The following is a 20,069-nucleotide window of genomic DNA, read 5'->3' as shown; positions in this document are numbered from 1 at the left end:
AATTATATTTAATAGGAGTTAAAAAAAAATAACCATTTAATTAAATAGTCATGGAAACTGAAGAAAAGCAACTGTACTACATGCCTCGAATTGGCGATAATGCTGAAGATTTTGAAGCAATAACGACCCATGGAAAACTCCAATTTTCAGATTTTGCCGATGGGAAATGGGTGATCTTATTTTCACATCCTGCAGATTTCACCCCAGTATGCACCACTGAACTAAGTGGCTTTGCAGAAAGAAAAAATGAATTTGATGCGCTCAATACAAAACTAATAGGTTTGAGCATAGATAGTATCCACTCTCATTTGGCGTGGGTAAACAATGTAAAAGAAAAAACCGGAGTCTACCTGGATTTTCCAATTATTGCAGATATAGATATGAAGGTGGCAAAGTTGTATGGAATGCTACAACCAAATGAAAGCGAAACAGCAGCAGTAAGAGCTGTGTTTTTTATTGATCCCTATTTCAAAATCAGATTGATAATGTACTATCCTTTGAATGTAGGACGAAATATGGATGAAATCTTAAGAGCGCTAATGGGACTACAAATTTCCGATGAATATAGTGTGGCCTTACCCTTAAACTGGAAAAAAGGAGATAAAGTAATTGTACCACCACCAAAAACGTTGAAAGAAATGGAAAAAAGAATCAAGGATGACTCCTACGAGAAAGTAGACTTCTATTTGGCTAAAAAAGATCTGAAATTAGACTAAGTAATTCTATACGCAATAAAGAACCTTGACGCAAGTACGCCTAAACATTACGGGCAGACCTCGGGGGAACTTGCCAAGCTGGCCAGAGGGATTAAAAAAAAACAGGGACCTTAAGTAAGACCCCTGTTTCTTTAAAACGAACTGCAGTTGATTAATTATCTTGACAACCTCTACAAATTAATCTAGAAATCAAGAAAAATGAATCTTTACAGACGTTTCAAAATCGGCTATTATATAAAATTTAAGGCTTATAATTTTAAATCGGGGAAATCCCTAAAGACTCCCCCGATTTATAGAAGACTAAAAATGTCCTATTAATAGAGAGTATGTTAGACACTCCATTACGAAAATGCCTCATCACTTCTTCAAGAACAAACTTGCCTCCTAATGATTTTTACTGCATTGCTGCAATAAGAACCAATGCTTTTATAAGTATCAAAGAACTATTATTTTCAACTAGATTACTAAGATACATAAGCTCTTCTATTTAAAACATGACAATTGTCATGTTTTGAAAAATAATTTAATCTTTAAGTCGTTTGTTGATTTTAGTCCCCAATTTTATAGCCATTTTCACAACTAAAGCAACATTAGATTTTTTTATCCTATTTTCATTGTTTGGTTTTAATAACCAATAAGTTTTAGAGGCTATCACATTACTGCTTTTCTTCCTTATAATTTTTTCAAAAATTCGTGGGATCCTATGGTAGAACACGGTGGCTTAGAAAAGTTTGCTGAAAACAAATAGTATATTAGGGGCAATATCATTATATTATTTCCAGCGCTTAAGCTATGGAGGCTTTATTAAAGAAGGGCTCTGGACTTAATCAAAAAAAATAAGCGCATAAATTTTTAAATATGGGAACTGGATTGGTTCTATCGGGTGGAGGTGCGCGCGGTGTCGCACATATTGGAGCGCTCAAAGCCTTTGAGGAGTATCATATTGAAATAACCCACATTTCGGGCACCAGTGCTGGAGCAATCGTTGGAGCAATGTATGCTGCTGGAAATTCCTGGCAAGATATTTTTAGATTCTTTAAGGTAGTTCCTGTTTTCAATTATCGGCGCTATGCGATAAACAAACCAGGGTTTATAGACACGCTAAAATTTTATAAAGACTTTGAAGGCTTTTTTAAAAAAGATGATTTCGCTTCTTTGGAAAAAAAGCTATTTGTTACCGCTACCAATTTGTTGGATGGTAAAATTAAGATTTTCAGTTCTGGAGAATTAATAAAACCGGTATTAGCTTTGGCCTCTTTTCCAGGCGTGTTTACTCCTATTTCTATTAATAATGGGGTTTATGTAGATGGTGGGATCCTTAATAATTTCCCGGTGGAACCTCTAAAATCTATTTGCGACAAAATAATTGGAGTGTTCGTAAATCCAGTAGAGACCATTCAAATTAAAGAATTAAGCCATTCCTATAATATAATAAATAGGTCCTTGCAAATAAGTTTGGGAAATCAATCACGGCATAAATTTAAAGATTGTGATTTCGTTATTTCTCCAACAGGCCTTACTAAGTACGGAATCTTCAATTTAAAAACTTTAGACATTATTTTGGATATAGGTTACAATGCCGCAATAAAAGAATTGGAAATGCACAAACACATGATATAAATCCTATTTAAAATTTAAGCAGATTGATTAAAACCCAACTTTCTAGGTTTATTTGGAAGCTCCCAATTGATCATCTCCTTCAAAAATTCATCTACTTTTTCTATAAGAAACTTTTCATTTATATCTATTGGATTAAATAGTCCCATCTCTATAATATTGTTTTCTGTGGGCAACAAATCAATTTCAGGAAAAAGGATGAATATAAATACATCCCCACTATAGGTTTGGGAAAAAACCAAAGCACCTCCCGGGATAAATTGAAATGCAGGGATCTGGTTTGTACAATCTATGAGGTCTTTAGGAAAGGAATCGAACGAAATATTTATAGCCTCGTTATTATGAATCCAGTTTAGCTCCTGTACTCTCCATCCCAACTCATATCGGGCTGTAATACCCTTTAAGGTTTTATGTAAAAGTGGTTTTGCTCGCTCGGTCCAGTACACTTTTTTATCTACTACTGTCTTGATGGACTTTTTATAGTCGGCAATTCGTTCCTCTAGATGTTCTATTTTCATGTTCATCGAATTAATTGCGTTTATTTTCTCTCTTTTTTTGTCTTTCCAACTTTCTAAAATACCCCCTAAAGAAAAAATTGTGTTTTAAGGCTTCCATATTTTGGTTCAACTTAAAAGTCGATTCTTTTATATATAGCATGGTGGAGTCTATATCCTTCACCAACTCCTCATCTGTTGTTAGGTAATTTAGAGCGCCTTCCCCATTTTTTATTTCCGCAACAATCCCTTCTAAGTTGTTTGTCGTACCATTTATATCGTCGCTGGATTGCTCTAAATTATTGAGCACTGTTTTTAATTGTTGCCCAGTGACCGTATCATTAAGAAGGACACCGGCCACACTTCCCTCCATATTTATTTTAGCAATCACTTTATTTAATTTGTGCATGGTATTAGAAGTACTTATAGTAGTTGCTTTGAGTTTCTCTATGGTTTCTTTAATGTTCCCTGCCATTGTGGTGTCTGCGATCAAAACCCCAAGCGTTCCTTTACCTTCCAGGATTTTATTGGTGATCTTCAATAAATCCGAAGTAAGCAATGCTGCATTTTCATTGGTGACATTTAAAGTAGATAGCATATCGTCTGCCCCAATTTTACTATAGGATACAATAGTATCGCCAGAAGTTACAAATGGAGCCTCTCCTTTTCCGGGAAGTATATTCACTACCATACTTCCAACCAAACCATCTGAACCAATAGTAGCAATAGCATTTTTCCGAATAAAATTGCCCGTCTTTTCTTCCACCACCATCTCGATAATGATTTTTGATTCCCCTAGCATTTCAATTTTACCTACCGTTCCCACATTAATTCCAGAATAGCGCACATTATTCCCTAGTTGCAAACCATTCACATTGGCAAATTCCGCATAGATCTGAATGTTATTACTGAATAAATACTGTCTATTTCCTATAAAATATAGGGCAGCAAAAAGAAGAAGCGATCCTACAACTACAAATACCCCCAATTTTATTTTTTGTGAAGTTGACTTGTTCATATCTATTAATTTTTAAAGAATGCTTTCACTTTTGGATCATTAGAAGCTAATAATTCCTGATAAGTGCCTTCTACATAATTAATCCCATCTACCAATAATATCATCCTATTGGAAATTACTCGTGCACAGTCCACATCATGGGTTATGATTAACGAAGAAGTATTATATGTATCTTGAATAGTTCGCATAAGCTCAATTATTTCCTTGGACGTTATGGGGTCCAGACCCGTTGTGGGCTCGTCATACAAAATTATTTTTGGCTTTAAAATAAGGGCTCTTGCCAAGGCTACCCTCCTCTGCATTCCGCCAGAAAGTTCTGCTGGCATAAGATCTATGGCATGCGCCAGCCCTACGCTATTCAATGCTTCCAAAACCAGGGTTTCTGTATGTTCTTTTAATTTAAGCATTTTTTTATGGCGTCTCAAGGGGAATTCCAGATTTTCGCGAACCGTCATGGAATCATAAAGGGCACTTCCCTGAAATAAAAATCCAATCTCTGTTCGCAAAATATCCAATTCTTTTTGACCCAACTTGGTAATGTCATGATCTTTGATCTTAATACTTCCACTATCGGCTTGTATTAAACCAACCAGGCACTTTATCATTACAGATTTCCCCGAACCCGATTTGCCCATTACCACCAGACTCTCACCTTTAAAAAGTTTCAAGTTAAAACCGTTGAGCACTGCTTGACCGCCAAAAGATTTTTTTAAATCCTTTACTTCCAAGACGGGTGCTATGTTGATAGGATCTTGCATTATCCATAAAATATATCGGTTACAAAAACAGCTATAAAATCTATTACAAACAATAACATGGATGTATAGACAACGGCGGCATTAGAAGCCTCTCCCACTCCTACTGTACCTTTGGAACAATAATATCCCTTATAACATCCCACCAAGCCTATAGCGAATCCAAAAAAGAAGGATTTTATGGTGGCGGGAATTAGATCGGCAAAGCTAAGTGCATCAAAAACCTGATTGAAATAGAGCTGGAAAGAAACTTCACCTTTTAGATTTTCGATGATCGCTGAACCGAAAAGTGCTATGGCATCACCTATAAGAATCAGTAATGGCAACATTAAGGTAGTAGCCAATATTCGAGTAACCACCAGGTATTTGAATGGATTGGTGCCCGAAACCTCCATAGCATCAATTTGCTCTGTAACCCTCATGGATCCAAGTTCTGCACCGATGCCTGATCCTATCCTTCCTGCAGAAATAAGAGCGATTATAACCGGGCCTATCTCCCTAACGATTGAGATACTAACCATGGAAGGCATCCAAGATTCTGCGCCAAATTCCATTAGCGTTGGCCTAGACTGTATGGTAAATACCAAACCTAAAATAAAGCCCGTAACCCCTACCAATAATAGCGAACGATTGCCCATGTTATAACATTGCCGCAATAATTCTTTAAACTCAAAAGGTGGCTTAAAGGCCTCCCGAAAGAATCGGGCAGTGAAATAAGTCATGTCACCTATTTCAGCAAAAAACACTTTTGAACTATCCATTATGGTTTTCTCTCTCCCCATAGAACTAAATTTATTCCAAACTCAAATATAAAAGGGGTTGGTGCCAATAGAAATGATATAGATCATATGAAGGGAGAATAGGTGGGCTTATGATAAAACATGATCCAAAAACAGAAGGGAATGTGGAATTCTAATACAACAGTCTTGTTTACTTGCGAAAAAAGAATTATTCAACAAAGATGAATGGGTACTTCACCAAGCTTATGCAGTTGTTTTATAAGAAATAAAATGACCCTTATGATATTTATCATATTCCCAACCAGCACAAAGCGATACTTTAGACAATAAATATAAAGCTATCAAATTACTTGCTTTCTTTAATGAGGTGTTTGTAGGGTGATACTTCGTTTTAGATTCTGGTAATGGGGTTCAGGATTATTTTAAAATAAAAGACATAATAAAAGGGACACCATACATATAAAAACAAATTTAATTTTAATGGACTCCCATGGAGGGAAAAAGGTAATGCGCGGCTCCAACACCGTAAAAAACAACTAGAATATCGAATGTTGCTATATAGATCAGAATGAAAAAATGATGATATGGATAAGAGCAACAATTAATAAACGATAATTTTATCTTTAATATGATTATCGTCATATTTTGTTCTATTCTATACTTTTAATTTTGGTTCCTAATTAATCTATATCATTATGAAATATGTATTTAAAAGCCTCTTCCTCTTCGGATTTGCACTGCTTGTTAGTTGCGGCGGAAAAGGGGACAAAAAAGAAAAAGAAGAAATCCAATTGGGCGATTATGAAAAAAATGTGGTAAAAGAACCAGAGGCCGCTCCTCCGGAAGCAGATCTTATTGATATGTCCAATAAAGGTATTGGGCCTGTTAAGAATTTGGAGCTTCCTGAAAATATAGATCAGGGAATGGTGGCTAAGGGAAAAGCGATATTTGATTCTAAATGTCTTGCCTGTCACAAACCAACTAAGAAATTTATAGGTCCGGCGCCCATTGGTGTTCTAGAAAGAAGATCGCCGGAATGGGTAATGAACATGATATTAAACCCCGTGGAGATGGTTCAAAACGATCCTGTGGCCAAACAATTACTTATTGACTATAACGGAGCTCCAATGGCTAATCAAGGGTTAACCGAGGAGGAAGCTAGACAAATTTTGGAATATTTTAGAACACTAAAATAATGTTCAACTAAATATAACTAACCATGAAAACAACACTTCAAACCTTCTTTCTTCTTGCGATGATTTTATTGTTCATCTCTTGTGGTGAGAAAAAGGAATCGGGACAAAATGATGATACAAACCCTACAGAAGTTTCAAATTCTGAAGCTCCTGAAAGACAAGGCCAGGCATTTATTAAAGACGATGAGTCTCAACCTACCGTATTGGATATTGCCATTGGAAGTAAAGATCATACCATATTGGTTAAAGCGGTGCAGGCCGCCCAATTGGAAAATGTCCTTGTAAATGCCGGGCCACTTATGGTGTTTGCACCTACTGATGCAGCTTTTAAAGAGTTGCCCGAAGAAACATTGAACGATTTAATGAAACCAGAAAACAAAGAAAAACTGGCATATATCCTTAAACATCACGTAACCCCTGGGAATTATAATAAGGAATTCCTTAAAAAGTTCAAAAAATTAGGCCAGGCCAGTGATCAAAGTATTCCGGTGGAAGTAAAAGGCGATGATGTATATGTGGGCGGCGCAAAAATATTGGCAAGTGTACCTGCGGGAAATGGAATTGTACACGTAGTAGATAAAGTAATCCTACCCGAAAATTCAAATTAAATTTTAAATCATGAAAAAATCAATAAAAATTATAGCATCGCTCTTGCTTACAATTGGTCTCTTTGGTTGCGATAATGACAACAAGAAAAAGGATGGCAATCGTGGGGCTTTAGCTTCGAATGCAGCCGAAAAGGTATATGTGGCACCAGGGGACCATGATGAGTTCTACGCCTTTATTTCAGGTGGGTACAGTGGTAACTTAACAGTTTACGGATTGCCATCTGGTAGAATGTTCAAAGAGATTCCCGTTTTCTCTCAATTCCCCACCAATGGGTATGGTTATTCAGAAGAAACAAAACCAATGCTTAATACTTCCCATGGTTTTATTCCATGGGACGATTCCCACCACCCCGATATTTCACAAACCAGTGGAAAGCTGGATGGGCGCTGGATTTTTATAAACGGGAACAATACCCCGCGTATCGCAAAAATAGATTTGAAAACTTTTGAAACCACCGAAATTATCGAGGTTCCAAATTCTGCGGGTAACCACAGTTCTTCCTTCGTGACAGAAAATACCGAATATGTGGTCGCAGGGACCAGGTTCTCGGTACCGGTACCCCAACAAGATATGCCTATTAAGGAGTATAAAGGAAAATTTAAAGGTGCGCTTTCCTTTATTAGTGTAGCTCCGGAAACAGGCAGGATGAACATTAAGTTCCAATTATTGATGCCTGGGTTCAATTATGATCTTGCCCACCCGGGACGAGGAAAATCCCATGGTTGGTTCTTTTTTACTACGTATAATACCGAAGAGGCCAATAGCCTTTTGGAAGTAAACGCTTCTCAAAATGACAAAGATTTTATTGCAGCGATAAACTGGAAAAAAATCGAAGAATATGTAAACAACGGTGGTGGAAAAACAATGCCAGCAAATTATGCGCACAATGTATATGACGATGAAACGCACAATGCCACTTCAACCATGATGAAAGAAGTCTTGGTAGTAGATCCACTAGAAGTTCCAGGTGCTGTATTCCTACTTCCAACCCCTAAATCCCCACATGGCGTAGATGTAGATCCATCGGGTGAATATATTATTGGGAACGGAAAACTTTCTGCCGACCTAACGGTACATTCCTTTACTAAAATGATTGATGCCATAGAAAACAAGAAATTTGACGGGGATGCTTATGGAATTCCAATCTTGAATTTTGAGGATATTTTATCGGGCACAGTAAAACAAGCTGGATTAGGGCCCCTACATACAGAATTTGATGGAAAAGGAAATGCTTATACAACATTCTTTATCTCTTCAGAACTTGTAAAATGGGATGTGGAAACGCGTGAGGTGATAGACCGTAAACCAAATTATTATTCTGTAGGACACGTAATGATTCCTGGAGGGAATTCGGCAGAACCGTTTGGCAAGTATGCAGTTTCTATGAACAAAATCACGAAAGATCGTTATTTGCCAACAGGACCGGAATTAGAACATTCAGCTCAATTATTTGATATCTCTGGAGAAAAAATGGAGCTCTTATTGGATTTCCCTACCCATGGGGAGCCTCATTATGCAGCAGGAATTCCAGCAAGCATCATTAAAGAAAATTCTCAGAAGATCTTTAAATTGGCCGAAAACAAGCACGAATACGCAGCGCTTTCTGTTAATGATGCCAAGGTAGAACGGGATGGTAACGAAGTACATGTTTACATGACCATGATACGTAGCCACTTTACTCCAGATAATATAGAAGGAATAAAAGTAGGAGATAAAGTGTATTTCCATATTACCAACCATGAACAAGATTTTGATGTGCCACACGGTTTTGCCATGATTGGTGCAAACAATTCAGAGTTGCTTATTATGCCAGGTCAAACTAAAACCCTGGTATGGGAACCTAAACAAGTTGGGGTATGGCCATTCTATTGTACAGACTTCTGTTCTGCCTTACACCAAGAAATGCAAGGTTATGTGAGAGTTTCACCAAAAAGTTCCAATATTGAGCTTAGCTGGTCCCTTGGGGACGATTAACAGATAATTAGTTGAAAATCCACATGCATGTTCCCCATGATTTCCATGTGGTACCCAAGACGGGGGTTTTTTGATGATTGCCCCCGTCTTTTTTAAAAATGATTAATAAAGAGCCTCGGGCAAGCCCACGAGGTATGTCTTGATAATTCGGGAGAAATATACTTTTAAAAAAATCAAGGCAGGCCTTGGGGGATTGGATCCTCAATGATGAGGCATTAAGGATCAACCTTTGTACCACTTAGGTTCAAATTTAAAAAGCATGAAAAAAGCAGGTATCATAATGATCATTGGTTCTTTATTGTTATTGGGGCTATTTAAATTTCCCCTTTGGAACATTATGCTGGGTGCTCCACAATATCCAGAACCCCTAGGTATGGATATTTATATTGAAGGAATAAAAGGAGTACAAGAATTCGATATTCAAAACATAGATGGGATAAACCATTACATAGGTATGCAAAAAATACCCAAGCCAGAAGCCATGTGGGAATTCAGGATTTTCCCACTCGTTATCGGGGGCATGGCCGCTTTAGGGGTAATTATAGGAATTTTAGGTTTCTTCGGAAAAATAAATTACTGGGGGGTTTTGGGCTGGCTGGTATTAATGTTTGTTTTGGGAGTTTTGGGAATGTACGATTTTAATACCTGGTTGACAGATTATGGAACTAATCTAGATCCCCGAGCAATTATGAAGATGACGAATCCAGATGGTACGCCAATGTCTTATAAGCCCCCCCTTTTTGGACACCAGAAAATGCTGAATTTTGATGTGGATTCTTTTCCTTCATTAGGAGCTTACCTTATGTTTGCAGGTATGTTACTCACGTTGGTAGCTTTTTTTATAGGGAAAAAAGAATGGAAGCAAATAAAATCAAGATAATGAAGAGCCCTATTTATTTAGTAATAGTCGCACTATTATTGATTTCTTGTGAAATTAGCCCACAACCAATAAATTATGGAAATGAAGCTTGTGAATTTTGCAGAATGACTATTGTGGATAAGCAACATGCCGGCCAACTGGTAAATTCCAAAGGGAAAGCTTACAACTTTGATGCGATAGAATGCATGATCAATTATACTGAAGAAAACAAGGGCACCTCTCATGAACTTTACCTAATCAATGATTTTGAAAATCCAGGAGTTTTAATAAATGCCAAAACGGCTACATATTTGGTCAGTCCTCAATTACCAAGCCCTATGGGTGCCAATCTTTCCGGGTTTGCTTCAGAAGGAGATGCGAAAAGGGCCAAAAATCAATATGGTGGGGAGCTTTATAATTGGGAAGCTATTACTAATAAATAGAAGAATAAGCATGTTGTACAGCATAGAAAAACTTATAGAACTACAATCTTTCGATAAACCAAGGATTGGAAAGATTAAAACTGGTAAAGATTTAGATATTTTATCTAACAGCCTTAGAAAAGGAGTGGTTTATCCCAAACATTGCTCCCCCAGGGCTGCCCATCTATTTATGTTGAAAGAAAAACACGCTTTCATATAATGGCAGAAGTTTATACCTTAGCCAGATACCAACATTTTAGTTTTGAAAAAGATCACCCGCTTTGGGTAGAAGCTATTGAAAATTTCAAATTTTTGATAGTTGGATACAACCTAACTACATAATGTTCTAATTCTTTTTTAGAATACGTCCATCACACACAAACCAAAAAAGCATTTTAAAACCTGTCCGTCGTCATAGGATTAACATATAGCAGCTTGTAATTTGCTCGAAATCTTGAAAAACTTCCTCTACATATCAATTATTACACTGAAGCTTTCGCTTTCACCATCCTTTGCACAAAACCTAGAGGTATGCGCTTCCTGTGAATTTACTTCCATCACGGAAGCTGTAGATAAAGCAACTGCTTTCGATACGATTTACGTAAAAAAAGGAATTTACAATGAATTCAATATAGAGATTATTAAACCACTCACAATTATAGGCATAAACAATCCAGTAATCGATGGGCAAAACAAAGGGGAAATCATCACTGTTCAAGCTAATAATGTTGCTATAGACGGACTAACTATTGTAAATGTTGGAACCAGTTACACTACAGATTTTGCTGCGGTTCGGGTAGTAAAAAGTGAAAATTTCCTACTACAAAATTTAAAACTGGAACGTCTCTTTTTCGGCATTTATCTGGAAAAATCAAAGAATGGTAAAGTTTTTAACAATACTATTGTTGGCGATGCGAAGAATGAATATAGTTCTGGGAACGGAATCCAGCTTTGGTATTGCAGGAATGTAGAAGTTCGTGGCAATAAAATCAAAAAAGTTAGGGACGGTATTTATTTGGAATTTTCAGATGAAATCATAATTAACGAAAATATAAGTTCAGAAAATCTTCGGTATGGTTTGCACTTTATGTTTTCCAACAACGACACGTACACAAATAATCTTTTTGAAAATAACGGCGCGGGCGTGGCAGTAATGTTCTCCAAATTTATAATAATGAAAAACAATACTTTCAAAAAAAACTGGGGTTCGGCTGCTTTTGGATTGTTGCTTAAAGAAATAAACGATTCTGAAATCTCACACAACACTTTTGAAGAAAACACGGTGGGGATCAATGTTGAAGGCTCCAACCGGGTGAACTATGCCCATAATGATTTTAAAAATAACGGCTGGGCGGTAAAAGTACGTGGTGCCTGCTACCACAACATCTTTAAGGAGAACAATTTTCTCTCCAATTCTTTTGATGTTTCCTATAATAGCAGGCTCAACGATAATAAATTCGACCGTAATCACTGGAGCAATTATACGGGCTACGATTTAAACCGAAATGGGATTGGAGATGTACCTTACCGGCCTGTAAAACTGTTTTCGTATATCGTAAACCGTACCCCCGAAACAATCATTTTGTTGCGCAGTTTGTTTATTGATATCATTGATTTTTCCGAAAAAGTATCGCCCATCTTCACACCCAATGACCTGTTAGATGAACATCCACTGCTAAAACCTGTTCGCCATGATTCAAATTGAATATTTACATAAAAAATTCGGCACCAATCAGGTGCTAAAAGGCATTGACCTGGAAATTGAACAGGGTGGAATATTTGCGGTGTTGGGACCTAATGGTTCAGGAAAAACAACCCTGATAAAAAGCATATTGGGGATGGTGATCCCAGATTCCGGGAATATTAAGTTATCGGGCAAAATGGTTACAAACCATTGGAAATATCGCAATGAGATCAACTACCTTCCGCAAATAGCGAATTTTCCTGGAAATTTAAAGGTAAAGGAACTCATTGATATGATTAAAGACCTTCGCACCGGAAAAAAAGCCGAAGACCAGCATTTGATGGAGCTGTTCCGTTTAGGTCCTTTTATGGATAAGAAATTAAGCAACCTTTCCGGCGGCACCAAACAAAAAGTAAACCTGTTGCTTACCTTTATGTTCGATAGTCCGTTGATTATCTTGGACGAACCCACATCAGGATTAGACCCCATCTCGCACCTTCGGTTAAAAGAACTTGTTAAAGCCGAAAAAGCCAAAGGAAAAACCATCCTCATCACTTCCCACATTATGGGTTTTGTGGAAGAAATAGCCGACGAGATCGTATTTCTCTTGGAAGGAAAAATATATTTTAAAGGCAGTATCAGGGAATTAAAGACCAAAACCGAACAGCCCGACTTTGAACATGCCATTGCCTCCATTTTAACTACAAGTGATGCTTAAAATATTAAAATACAGTTTTTTTGACTTGGTACGCAGCCGATGGAGTTACGTATATTTTCTCTTTTACTTATTATTGGGGATCGTACTCTTGTTTCTAAACAACGACCTTTCCAAAGCCGTAATAACATTAATGAATGTGATCATTATCCTGGTACCTTTGATTGGAACCATTTTTGGGGTGATGTATTATTATAATTCACGGGAATTTACCGAACTCCTGCTTGCACAACCGGTGAAGCGTAGTTCCATCTTTTTAGGGCAGTATTTTGGGGTGGCATCCTCGCTGGCCATGAGTTTGGTGATTGGTCTGGGACTGCCTTTTGTTTTCTACGGTATATATAACAGCAGCGCAATTTGGGACTTTTCGTTGTTACTGATAACAGGGGCATTTCTTACTTTTATTTTCACCGCGCTGGCATTTGTGATTGCGCTGGCCAACGAAAATAAAATCAAAGGTTTTGGATATGCAATTTTGTTATGGTTGTTTATGGCAGTAATCTATGATGGCCTGTTCCTAATGTCCTTGGTTTATTTTGAAAATTACCCGCTGGATAAATTCTCCCTTGTTGCCACCATGCTGAATCCCGTGGACCTTTCTCGGGTACTAATTTTACTAAAACTGGATATTTCGGCACTTTTGGGATATACCGGTGCGGTTTTTCAGAAATTCTTTGGCACAAACCTGGGGTTAATAATTTCCATTGGCATGTTGATATTGTGGGTATTGATCCCAACTGGAATTATTTACAGGATGGCCAAACGAAAGGATTTTTAAAGTTCAAGAATTTTTCATGCAAGGTTTATAAAACTTACAGGTATTATAATTTCGGCCCTGTTATTTATGGAATTGTCGATAAGGCGAAGAAATCTTTCGAAGAATACATTCTGGACATACAATTTTTACCTAATTTTTTATCTGGTATAAAATACAAACTAAATAGTGTGAAAGGATCATCATAAATCCGCCAAAATATGACCAACGTCATATAATAGATAGGGAAGGTTGAGCATCTTTACAAATTAAAACTTAATTATAATGCAAATATCATCACCCCACAATTTTCACATACCCGTTATGGGTCTGGCATATTCCATAGATTCCCCAATAAAAGTGGCTTGTTTTGGCATAAATTCAGCCATTTCCATCATTGAAGATAATTTAATAGAGACAATGCGGAAGCATTATACCCAGAAAAATGGCGAAACCTATGTACCTATAAGCACCAAAGAAAAAGATTACCGTATAAAGCGAATTACGAATTACCTCAACCTGATGCAAAGGCTGGTGAATACTGAATTTGAAAAAATCAAGTCTTCTACTTTCACACTGGGTTCAGATATAATGAAGTATTTTGAGATGCTTCCAGATACCGGGGACCTCAAAAAAGCTTTTCAAAATTTTCTACTCACAGAAAGTGCTTTAGAAAAGGAAAACCTGGGGAACCTACTCAAAGAAAAAATGAAGCCCGGGGCAATAGAGGTCAATATAATGACCAAAGTAGACAAGGACAATCTGGGCAAAGATGATCTCCCAATCCCGAATGCTTCAGATGCGCTTACCGCTTTAAAGGCCTATGCTACCAGTGATTTAAAGAATTCTGCTGTTATTTTCTCTGCGGGCATGAACCCCAAATTGTTCAATTATATGGAAGATTTCAGGGAATTTGATGCAATTTCCTGGGGGCATTTTCATAAAAAAGTGGTGATAAAGGTAAGCGATTACCGGTCTGCGCTTATTCAGGGCAAATATTTGGCGAAAAAAGGGATTTGGGTAAGCGAATTCAGGATTGAATCTGGGCTGAACTGTGGCGGGCATGTTTTTGCAACCCAAGGATTACTAATGGGCCCAATTTTAAATGAATTTAAAGAAAAGAAGAAGGACCTTCAGGAAAGCCTGTTCAGCCTATACAACCCAGCTATATTGGCTAAAGGGCAACAAGGCTTTTCCAAGCCCCACCCCATAAAAATTACCGTACAGGGTGGAATTGGCACCTCTGAGGAAGATAGTTTGCTGCACAATTATTACAATGTGGATAGTACAGGTTGGGGAACACCATTCTTGCTTTGTCCAGAAGCTACTACGGTAGATAAGGACACGTTGCAATTGCTGTTAAATTCTAAAGAAAAAGATGTGATTAGGAGCCAGTCATCCCCACTTGGGGTAGGTTTTAATTATTTAAAAGGTACAAGTGCAGAAACGGAAAGGCTCAACCGCATTGAAAAAGGGGTTCCTGGAAGTCCCTGTACAGAGAAATTTTTGGTTTCCAATACAGAATTCACCAAAAAGCCAATCTGCACTGCTTCCCGAAAATATCAAAAATTGAAGCTAAAGCAGTTGGAAGATAGCGGTTTACCTGAAACAGAGTACCAACAACAAAAAGAAGATTTGCTTAGTAAGGAATGCCTCTGCGTTGGGCTTAGCAACGCGGCCCCACTCAATTATGACGTGCCATTCCTAAAAAAACAAAAGTCGGTTACTATATGTCCCGGTCCCAATATTGTCAATTTTTCACAGGTATCCACTTTACGTGAAATGACGGAACATATTTATGGCCGTCGCAACCTTATGTACCAAACAGACAGGCCCCATATGTTCGTTCGGGAGTTGGAACTTTATATCGATTTCCTTGAAAAACAAATTGCCCGTACACAAAATCCTGATAAACGGATGCTTAAAAACTGGGAAGGTTTTTGTAACAACATGTTAGAGGGCATCGAATACTATCGGGAATTGGTGAATAAACAAGTAGTAGGCAGCAATTTAATGGCATTTGAAAAATCTTTGGAAAATGCCGAAAGAACAATTTGCAGCACCAAGACCAATTTACATGAAACCAATTCGTGAAATTCGATAAGTTTTTCAAACCTGGATTTTACTCGCATGCGACACCCGAAGAGAGGAACGCATGTTTTAATCAGTGGAAAAAATTAACAAAAACAATTATATAGGACAACATCGATTTGAAATCTATAACTATGGAACAAATAATAAAAAATTCGGTTGCCAAAGCAATAAGCTATGCCGAATATAATTTGCTTTTTAAACAATTGGTAACTGAAGGAAGGACTACTGGTGAACCTACTTCAGAGAAAATAGACTATACCAAGCTCAACTTTAGCAGGAGCAAACGCCTTGATAAAACCATAAAACTTTTAGAAGCACAAAAGCAATGTTTTCAGGATATCAATGAAAAGCAAATCTGGCTGGTCATTACCGAGCCTTGGTGTGGGGATGCCGCCCAAAGCCTTCCCTTCTTCAATCACATTGCTGAAAGTTCAGAAAATGTGGAATTAAAAATTGTTTTGCGCGATGAGAACCCAGCACTCATGGATGTTTTTTTGACCAATGGTTCACGTTCTATCCCCAAACTAATCGTTCTCGATAAAAATTTACAGCCAATTGCCCACTGGGGACCGCGTTCCAATGCCACGGCCAAAGTGGTGGATGACTATATTCAAGTCCGGGGTGCAGTTGACGACCAACTTAAAACAGAACTTCAAATATGGTACAACAAAAATAAAGGGGAAGCCATATTAAGCGAACTTCAGGCATTAACCCTCTGCGAAGAAAATTCAATAAATGTATAGAGAACTGAATAGTTTCCCTGTTTTTTTTAGGCCAAAATTGGCTTAAAGTGCAATTTTATTTTATTATCTGATGTTACGCAAGGATTCAGATGATTTCACCCATTTTAACAAAAAAGCTGTTGACAACCTCGTTTTTCTTAACTTTTTGTAACATTTTAAGCTGTTTTAACGTTCTAATTTTAGTCTATGATCCAAAGCGAATATAAAAATTAAAAATATTCACAAGTATAATAAATTCATTTTCAGTATCTTATGCAATTATCAACATTAAGTTCTAGTTTTCAGTATTTAAGTGCGTAACATCAGTTATTATTATAAAAAAACTAAAAAGTCTGTGAATACGGTATCTGAGCTTATATATAGCCCAACAATCCAAAAGTGGAATGCGGTCCAGCCTTAATGAAATAGCTAAAGTTGTTAATTTCCCAAAAGTTTTTACTGCCAAAATTATGCGAAAACTTGCCAAAAATGGAGTGCTTGAATCCTAAAAAGGGTCTACTGGCAGGTTATTTTATGACCCTGCCAGCAAAATGAAACTTATAGAAGGTATACAGGCAATTGATGGGAGTATGATCTATAACCCCTGCGGAGTGGGATTGGCAGAATGTTCGGAAGTTCGCCCCTGCCCTTTCCATGACGGATTTGTATCCATTCGCAACAATATAAAAGAAATGATGAAAAAATATTGAAATTATGAGTCTAGCTGGAAAATTAGAATCAGGCCCATATTTTTAAAACTCTAAATCGAAACTAAATTATGGATAATAAAAAACCAATAAAACGCCACGAAGCATTAAAGCCACTTAGCCGCCAACATCATTTTGGCTTGCTGTTTTCGTGGAAAATTCGAAAAGGATTTGCAGAAAATATTTCTGTTGATAGGTTAAAAATTTATGCAGACTGGTTTTTTCTACAAGAAATCAAACCTCATTTTAAGTTGGAAGAAGATTATATTTTTCCAATTTTAGGTGCCGAGCATCCTTTAATAGAACGTGCTTTAAAAGAACACCGGCATATTGAACGCCTTTTCCGCGATCGCGAAGATCCCCAAAATTCCCTAAGTCTTTTAGAAGAAGAACTGGAGGCACACATCCGCTTTGAAGAAAGGGTTTTGTTCACTGAAATTCAAGAGATGGCCACTAAAGAAGAACTCACAAAAATTGATGAAATCCATTTTGATGCAGGTTCAAAAGAAGAATATGCAGATCCCTTCTGGGAGCAAAATTAGATAAAAAAATACCATTCCTATTTTAGATGGTTTTATACTCTTTATTATAAGAAGGATTTTGCACATTCCCGATGTAGTGGAAATTTGAAATATATAATTCTCGAAATACAGCCTTCAAAATAACCAACCCATGAAGGCTTTAACATTTTATTCCTTCATTACGGCCTACCTCCCTAAAGACCACTTCAAATTTTTAAAAGTCCATTTCTACTGAATTATCGGGACATACCTCGTGGATTTTCCCCTCGATGTTCTTGACTATTTGAAGTGATAACTTAGACTAAACTAACTATAAAAATCAATGATTATACATTGCACTTAACTATTTACAGAAAATTAAAACAATAGAGGTCCGTAGATAGTCACCTATTGGAAAATTTATCAATGTCGCTATCTGTCAGGTTGAGCGTAGTCGAAACCTTTATTTGGAGGACGAAGAGTTCTCGACTGCGAACTGACATTGTGGTAAAGATTAAAATACTGATTATTAACAGGATAATCATCTTATTTAGATTAGATATGTGTTTATCTACTGACCTCTGCAAAACAATAAAAGGCAGTAGATAACTGCATTTGATCTTCAGGATTCATTTTGTTTATTTTTAAACAGTTGAAATATTTCGTTTTGTCCGTTCGGGCGCATTCGAGAACTTCTTGGCTTAATAAAAAATGTTTCCAGCCTGCTCCACCGGACGTCCCAACTACACCTTATAATTTTACGATGAACATAACTGATAAATCTCTATAAAATAACATTAGTAGCCTTTATTAATATTCCATGGGATTCTAATGTATCTGGATTTTTCATAAATAATAAGAAAATGGCAATTGGGGAATTTCTAAAATTTATGTGGAAATATAGGGCAATATTTATATTAAAAATTGGCATAAAGAAGTAACCAAAATAAATCCAAGCTTGGAATTGATGCCTGAACCTAATAACCTCGCTACATATCCATCCCTTTGTACTACATCTAAGAAGATTGCCGATAATCGGTATTATTTTTGGAAATAAGGTTTTGTCAGTAAATAGATAAGGATGTTATTCATTCAAAAAAAGAAGATTTTTTCTGAATAAATTAGGTTTTAAAAGACCCCATTGATTGATACTGAATATTTTGTACGTTAAAATATTGCTTTTCAAACTTATTGATAATAGTTTTTAAGGTGATTTTGACAGTCATTTTAGGGATAGACCATGTAATCGCTCCTACAAATTTTTAAATATAAAATCAATAAAAAAGTTAAAAATGTTAAAAATTAACAAAAATGTGCACTTTAACGATTATTTCGTATATTTGATCGGATCAAAAGCTTAAAACTATGAAAGACATTTCTTTTACACTAGATCAAAATAACTTTGTTTCTCACTATATATTAAATAGAGGGCTGTCTCAAGAGACAGAAAATGAGGATGAATCTTCATCGTCTTTTGCTCAAACATTTAATAAAAATTCTCAAAAAGAGAATGCTGGTGGGTCTAACTTTTTATCCAATTTCTGGAATAGGTTGATTTCCACGCCCGAAAGCTTCAGCCAGCACTCTAGTACTTCAATAAGTACTATTCTCGAAGAAGAAAAAGGGATTTCTTCTTCTAATATGATAAATACCGTACTTTCTCAAAAGTTGAATTTAGAACCCAATTCTACAGCTTTATCAGAAGCAGCCCAAGAATGCAATAAAATATATCACGAGGACTTTCCTGGTGATTATATTTTAGAATTTAGAGGAGATAGATTGGGCATTTTCCTAAGGGATCTATGTTATGATGCCAATGGTAAAGCGATGGTCGAATATATATTCAAACCCGAAATTAAAAGTTTTAGAGGACTTTTTTAAGCATTTTTCGGGTATTTATTATTTTAATTAAAAGAATTAATACCCATGGTTTAAGTTCCTTCTGGAATATAAGTACCCCAACCTACTTCCGCATCTATGAAATATTTACCCCTGGTATTTGCTTTACTATTGTATGCTATACCCCAATGTCAAAATACTGGTTTTGCCGGTAATACCAAATCTTCCAATTCTTCTTTGGCAATAATCGATGCCGCTGGCGGTGATGGTATTGGCGAAGGTGGTTCAATCGCTTTTTCTGTTGGACAGGTTTTTTATAATGAAGATATGAACCAAGATTTTTCTATCCGTGAAGGAGTTCAGCAACCCATACCCGTAAATAAGTCCCAGCCGTTAGCTCTACCTAAAACTCAAATAAAAATATCTACCTATCCTAATCCCGTAGACGACTTTTTTATAATTGAAACTTCCGACCTAAAAGACAAAAATATTTCTTATAAATTACTTGATCTTTCTGGTAAATTAATTGTACAAGACAATTTAGAAAAAACACGAACACGAGTAAATGCATATAATCTTCAAGCAGCACTGTATCTTCTTTATCTTGTAGAAGATGGTCGACACATGAAAACATTAAAAATATTAAAGAGATAA

20 protein-coding genes are annotated in these 20,069 nt (G+C 36.6%); 16 read left to right on the top strand and 4 right to left on the bottom strand.

The features are described from left to right. The first annotated feature begins 50 nt into the window (after positions 1-50). A complete protein-coding gene (locus JM83_RS12595) occupies positions 51-716 on the top strand; it encodes a peroxiredoxin (protein ID WP_144962497.1) in 666 nt (221 codons plus the stop codon). A gap of 858 nt (positions 717-1,574) precedes the next feature. Next, a complete protein-coding gene (locus JM83_RS12590) occupies positions 1,575-2,336 on the top strand; it encodes a patatin-like phospholipase family protein (RefSeq protein WP_144962496.1) in 762 nt (253 codons plus the stop codon). A gap of 14 nt (positions 2,337-2,350) precedes the next feature. Here the strand turns inward: JM83_RS12590 and JM83_RS12585 are convergent, their stop codons facing one another. The 4 genes from JM83_RS12585 to JM83_RS12570 are packed head-to-tail and all read right to left on the bottom strand — an operon-like array spanning position 2,351 to position 5,382. Continuing rightward, entirely contained in the window at positions 2,351-2,851 is a 501-nt protein-coding gene (locus JM83_RS12585) for a hypothetical protein (RefSeq protein ID WP_144962495.1), read from the bottom strand. 10 nt (positions 2,852-2,861) lie between these two features. Beyond that, on the bottom strand, positions 2,862-3,845 hold the full coding sequence (locus JM83_RS12580; protein ID WP_144962494.1) for an MlaD family protein: 984 nt from the start codon (positions 3,843-3,845) through the stop codon (positions 2,862-2,864). Positions 3,846-3,850: 5 nt separating this feature from the next. Then, positions 3,851-4,603: an ABC transporter ATP-binding protein gene (locus JM83_RS12575; RefSeq protein ID WP_144962493.1), complete on the bottom strand. Its 753-nt coding sequence runs from the start codon at positions 4,601-4,603 to the stop codon at positions 3,851-3,853. After that, the gene (locus JM83_RS12570) at positions 4,603-5,382 is read right to left on the bottom strand and encodes an MlaE family ABC transporter permease (RefSeq protein ID WP_144962492.1); all 780 of its coding nucleotides are present in this window, start codon (positions 5,380-5,382) and stop codon (positions 4,603-4,605) included. The genes JM83_RS12575 and JM83_RS12570 overlap by 1 nt, the downstream gene beginning before the upstream one ends. 653 nt (positions 5,383-6,035) lie before the next feature. On the opposite strand from JM83_RS12570, the gene JM83_RS12565 reads away from it, so the two are divergent. From JM83_RS12565 to JM83_RS12500, 14 genes are all read left to right on the top strand, one after another. Beyond that, the gene (locus JM83_RS12565) at positions 6,036-6,536 is read left to right on the top strand and encodes a c-type cytochrome (protein WP_144962491.1); all 501 of its coding nucleotides are present in this window, start codon (positions 6,036-6,038) and stop codon (positions 6,534-6,536) included. A gap of 23 nt (positions 6,537-6,559) precedes the next feature. Then, the gene (locus JM83_RS12560; protein ID WP_144962490.1) at positions 6,560-7,144 is read left to right on the top strand and encodes a fasciclin domain-containing protein; all 585 of its coding nucleotides are present in this window, start codon (positions 6,560-6,562) and stop codon (positions 7,142-7,144) included. A gap of 10 nt (positions 7,145-7,154) precedes the next feature. Beyond that, complete coding sequence (nosZ, locus tag JM83_RS12555; protein WP_144962489.1) at positions 7,155-9,119, top strand: Sec-dependent nitrous-oxide reductase; 1,965 nt, start codon at positions 7,155-7,157, stop codon at positions 9,117-9,119. Between the two features lie 259 nt (positions 9,120-9,378). Beyond that, the gene (locus JM83_RS12550; protein ID WP_144962488.1) at positions 9,379-9,999 is read left to right on the top strand and encodes a hypothetical protein; all 621 of its coding nucleotides are present in this window, start codon (positions 9,379-9,381) and stop codon (positions 9,997-9,999) included. After that, on the top strand, positions 9,999-10,421 hold the full coding sequence (locus JM83_RS12545; RefSeq protein WP_144962487.1) for a nitrous oxide reductase accessory protein NosL: 423 nt from the start codon (positions 9,999-10,001) through the stop codon (positions 10,419-10,421). The genes JM83_RS12550 and JM83_RS12545 overlap by 1 nt, the downstream gene beginning before the upstream one ends. Before the next feature lie 198 nt (positions 10,422-10,619). After that, a complete protein-coding gene (locus JM83_RS19490; protein ID WP_261376460.1) occupies positions 10,620-10,742 on the top strand; it encodes a hypothetical protein in 123 nt (40 codons plus the stop codon). A gap of 112 nt (positions 10,743-10,854) precedes the next feature. After that, on the top strand, positions 10,855-12,105 hold the full coding sequence (locus JM83_RS12540; protein WP_261376459.1) for a nitrous oxide reductase family maturation protein NosD: 1,251 nt from the start codon (positions 10,855-10,857) through the stop codon (positions 12,103-12,105). Further along, entirely contained in the window at positions 12,092-12,802 is a 711-nt protein-coding gene (locus JM83_RS12535) for an ABC transporter ATP-binding protein (protein WP_144962485.1), read from the top strand. The genes JM83_RS12540 and JM83_RS12535 overlap by 14 nt, the downstream gene beginning before the upstream one ends. After that, a complete protein-coding gene (locus JM83_RS12530) occupies positions 12,795-13,577 on the top strand; it encodes an ABC transporter permease (protein ID WP_144962484.1) in 783 nt (260 codons plus the stop codon). The genes JM83_RS12535 and JM83_RS12530 overlap by 8 nt, the downstream gene beginning before the upstream one ends. A gap of 261 nt (positions 13,578-13,838) precedes the next feature. Then, a complete protein-coding gene (locus JM83_RS12525) occupies positions 13,839-15,647 on the top strand; it encodes a hypothetical protein (RefSeq protein ID WP_144962483.1) in 1,809 nt (602 codons plus the stop codon). Between the two features lie 131 nt (positions 15,648-15,778). Then, positions 15,779-16,390, top strand: a complete 612-nt coding sequence (locus tag JM83_RS12520) for a thioredoxin family protein (RefSeq protein ID WP_144962482.1) — start codon at positions 15,779-15,781, stop codon at positions 16,388-16,390. A 757-nt stretch (positions 16,391-17,147) separates the two neighbouring features. Next, the gene (locus tag JM83_RS12510; protein ID WP_144962480.1) at positions 17,148-17,618 is read left to right on the top strand and encodes a hemerythrin domain-containing protein; all 471 of its coding nucleotides are present in this window, start codon (positions 17,148-17,150) and stop codon (positions 17,616-17,618) included. 1,323 nt (positions 17,619-18,941) lie between these two features. Then, entirely contained in the window at positions 18,942-19,457 is a 516-nt protein-coding gene (locus JM83_RS12505) for a hypothetical protein (protein ID WP_144962479.1), read from the top strand. Between the two features lie 96 nt (positions 19,458-19,553). Continuing rightward, a complete protein-coding gene (locus JM83_RS12500; RefSeq protein WP_144962478.1) occupies positions 19,554-20,069 on the top strand; it encodes a T9SS type A sorting domain-containing protein in 516 nt (171 codons plus the stop codon).

This window comes from Gillisia sp. Hel_I_86, assembly GCF_007827275.1.
Lineage (GTDB): Bacteria > Bacteroidota > Bacteroidia > Flavobacteriales > Flavobacteriaceae > Gillisia.
This window is presented reverse-complemented; position numbering and strand designations above follow the sequence as displayed.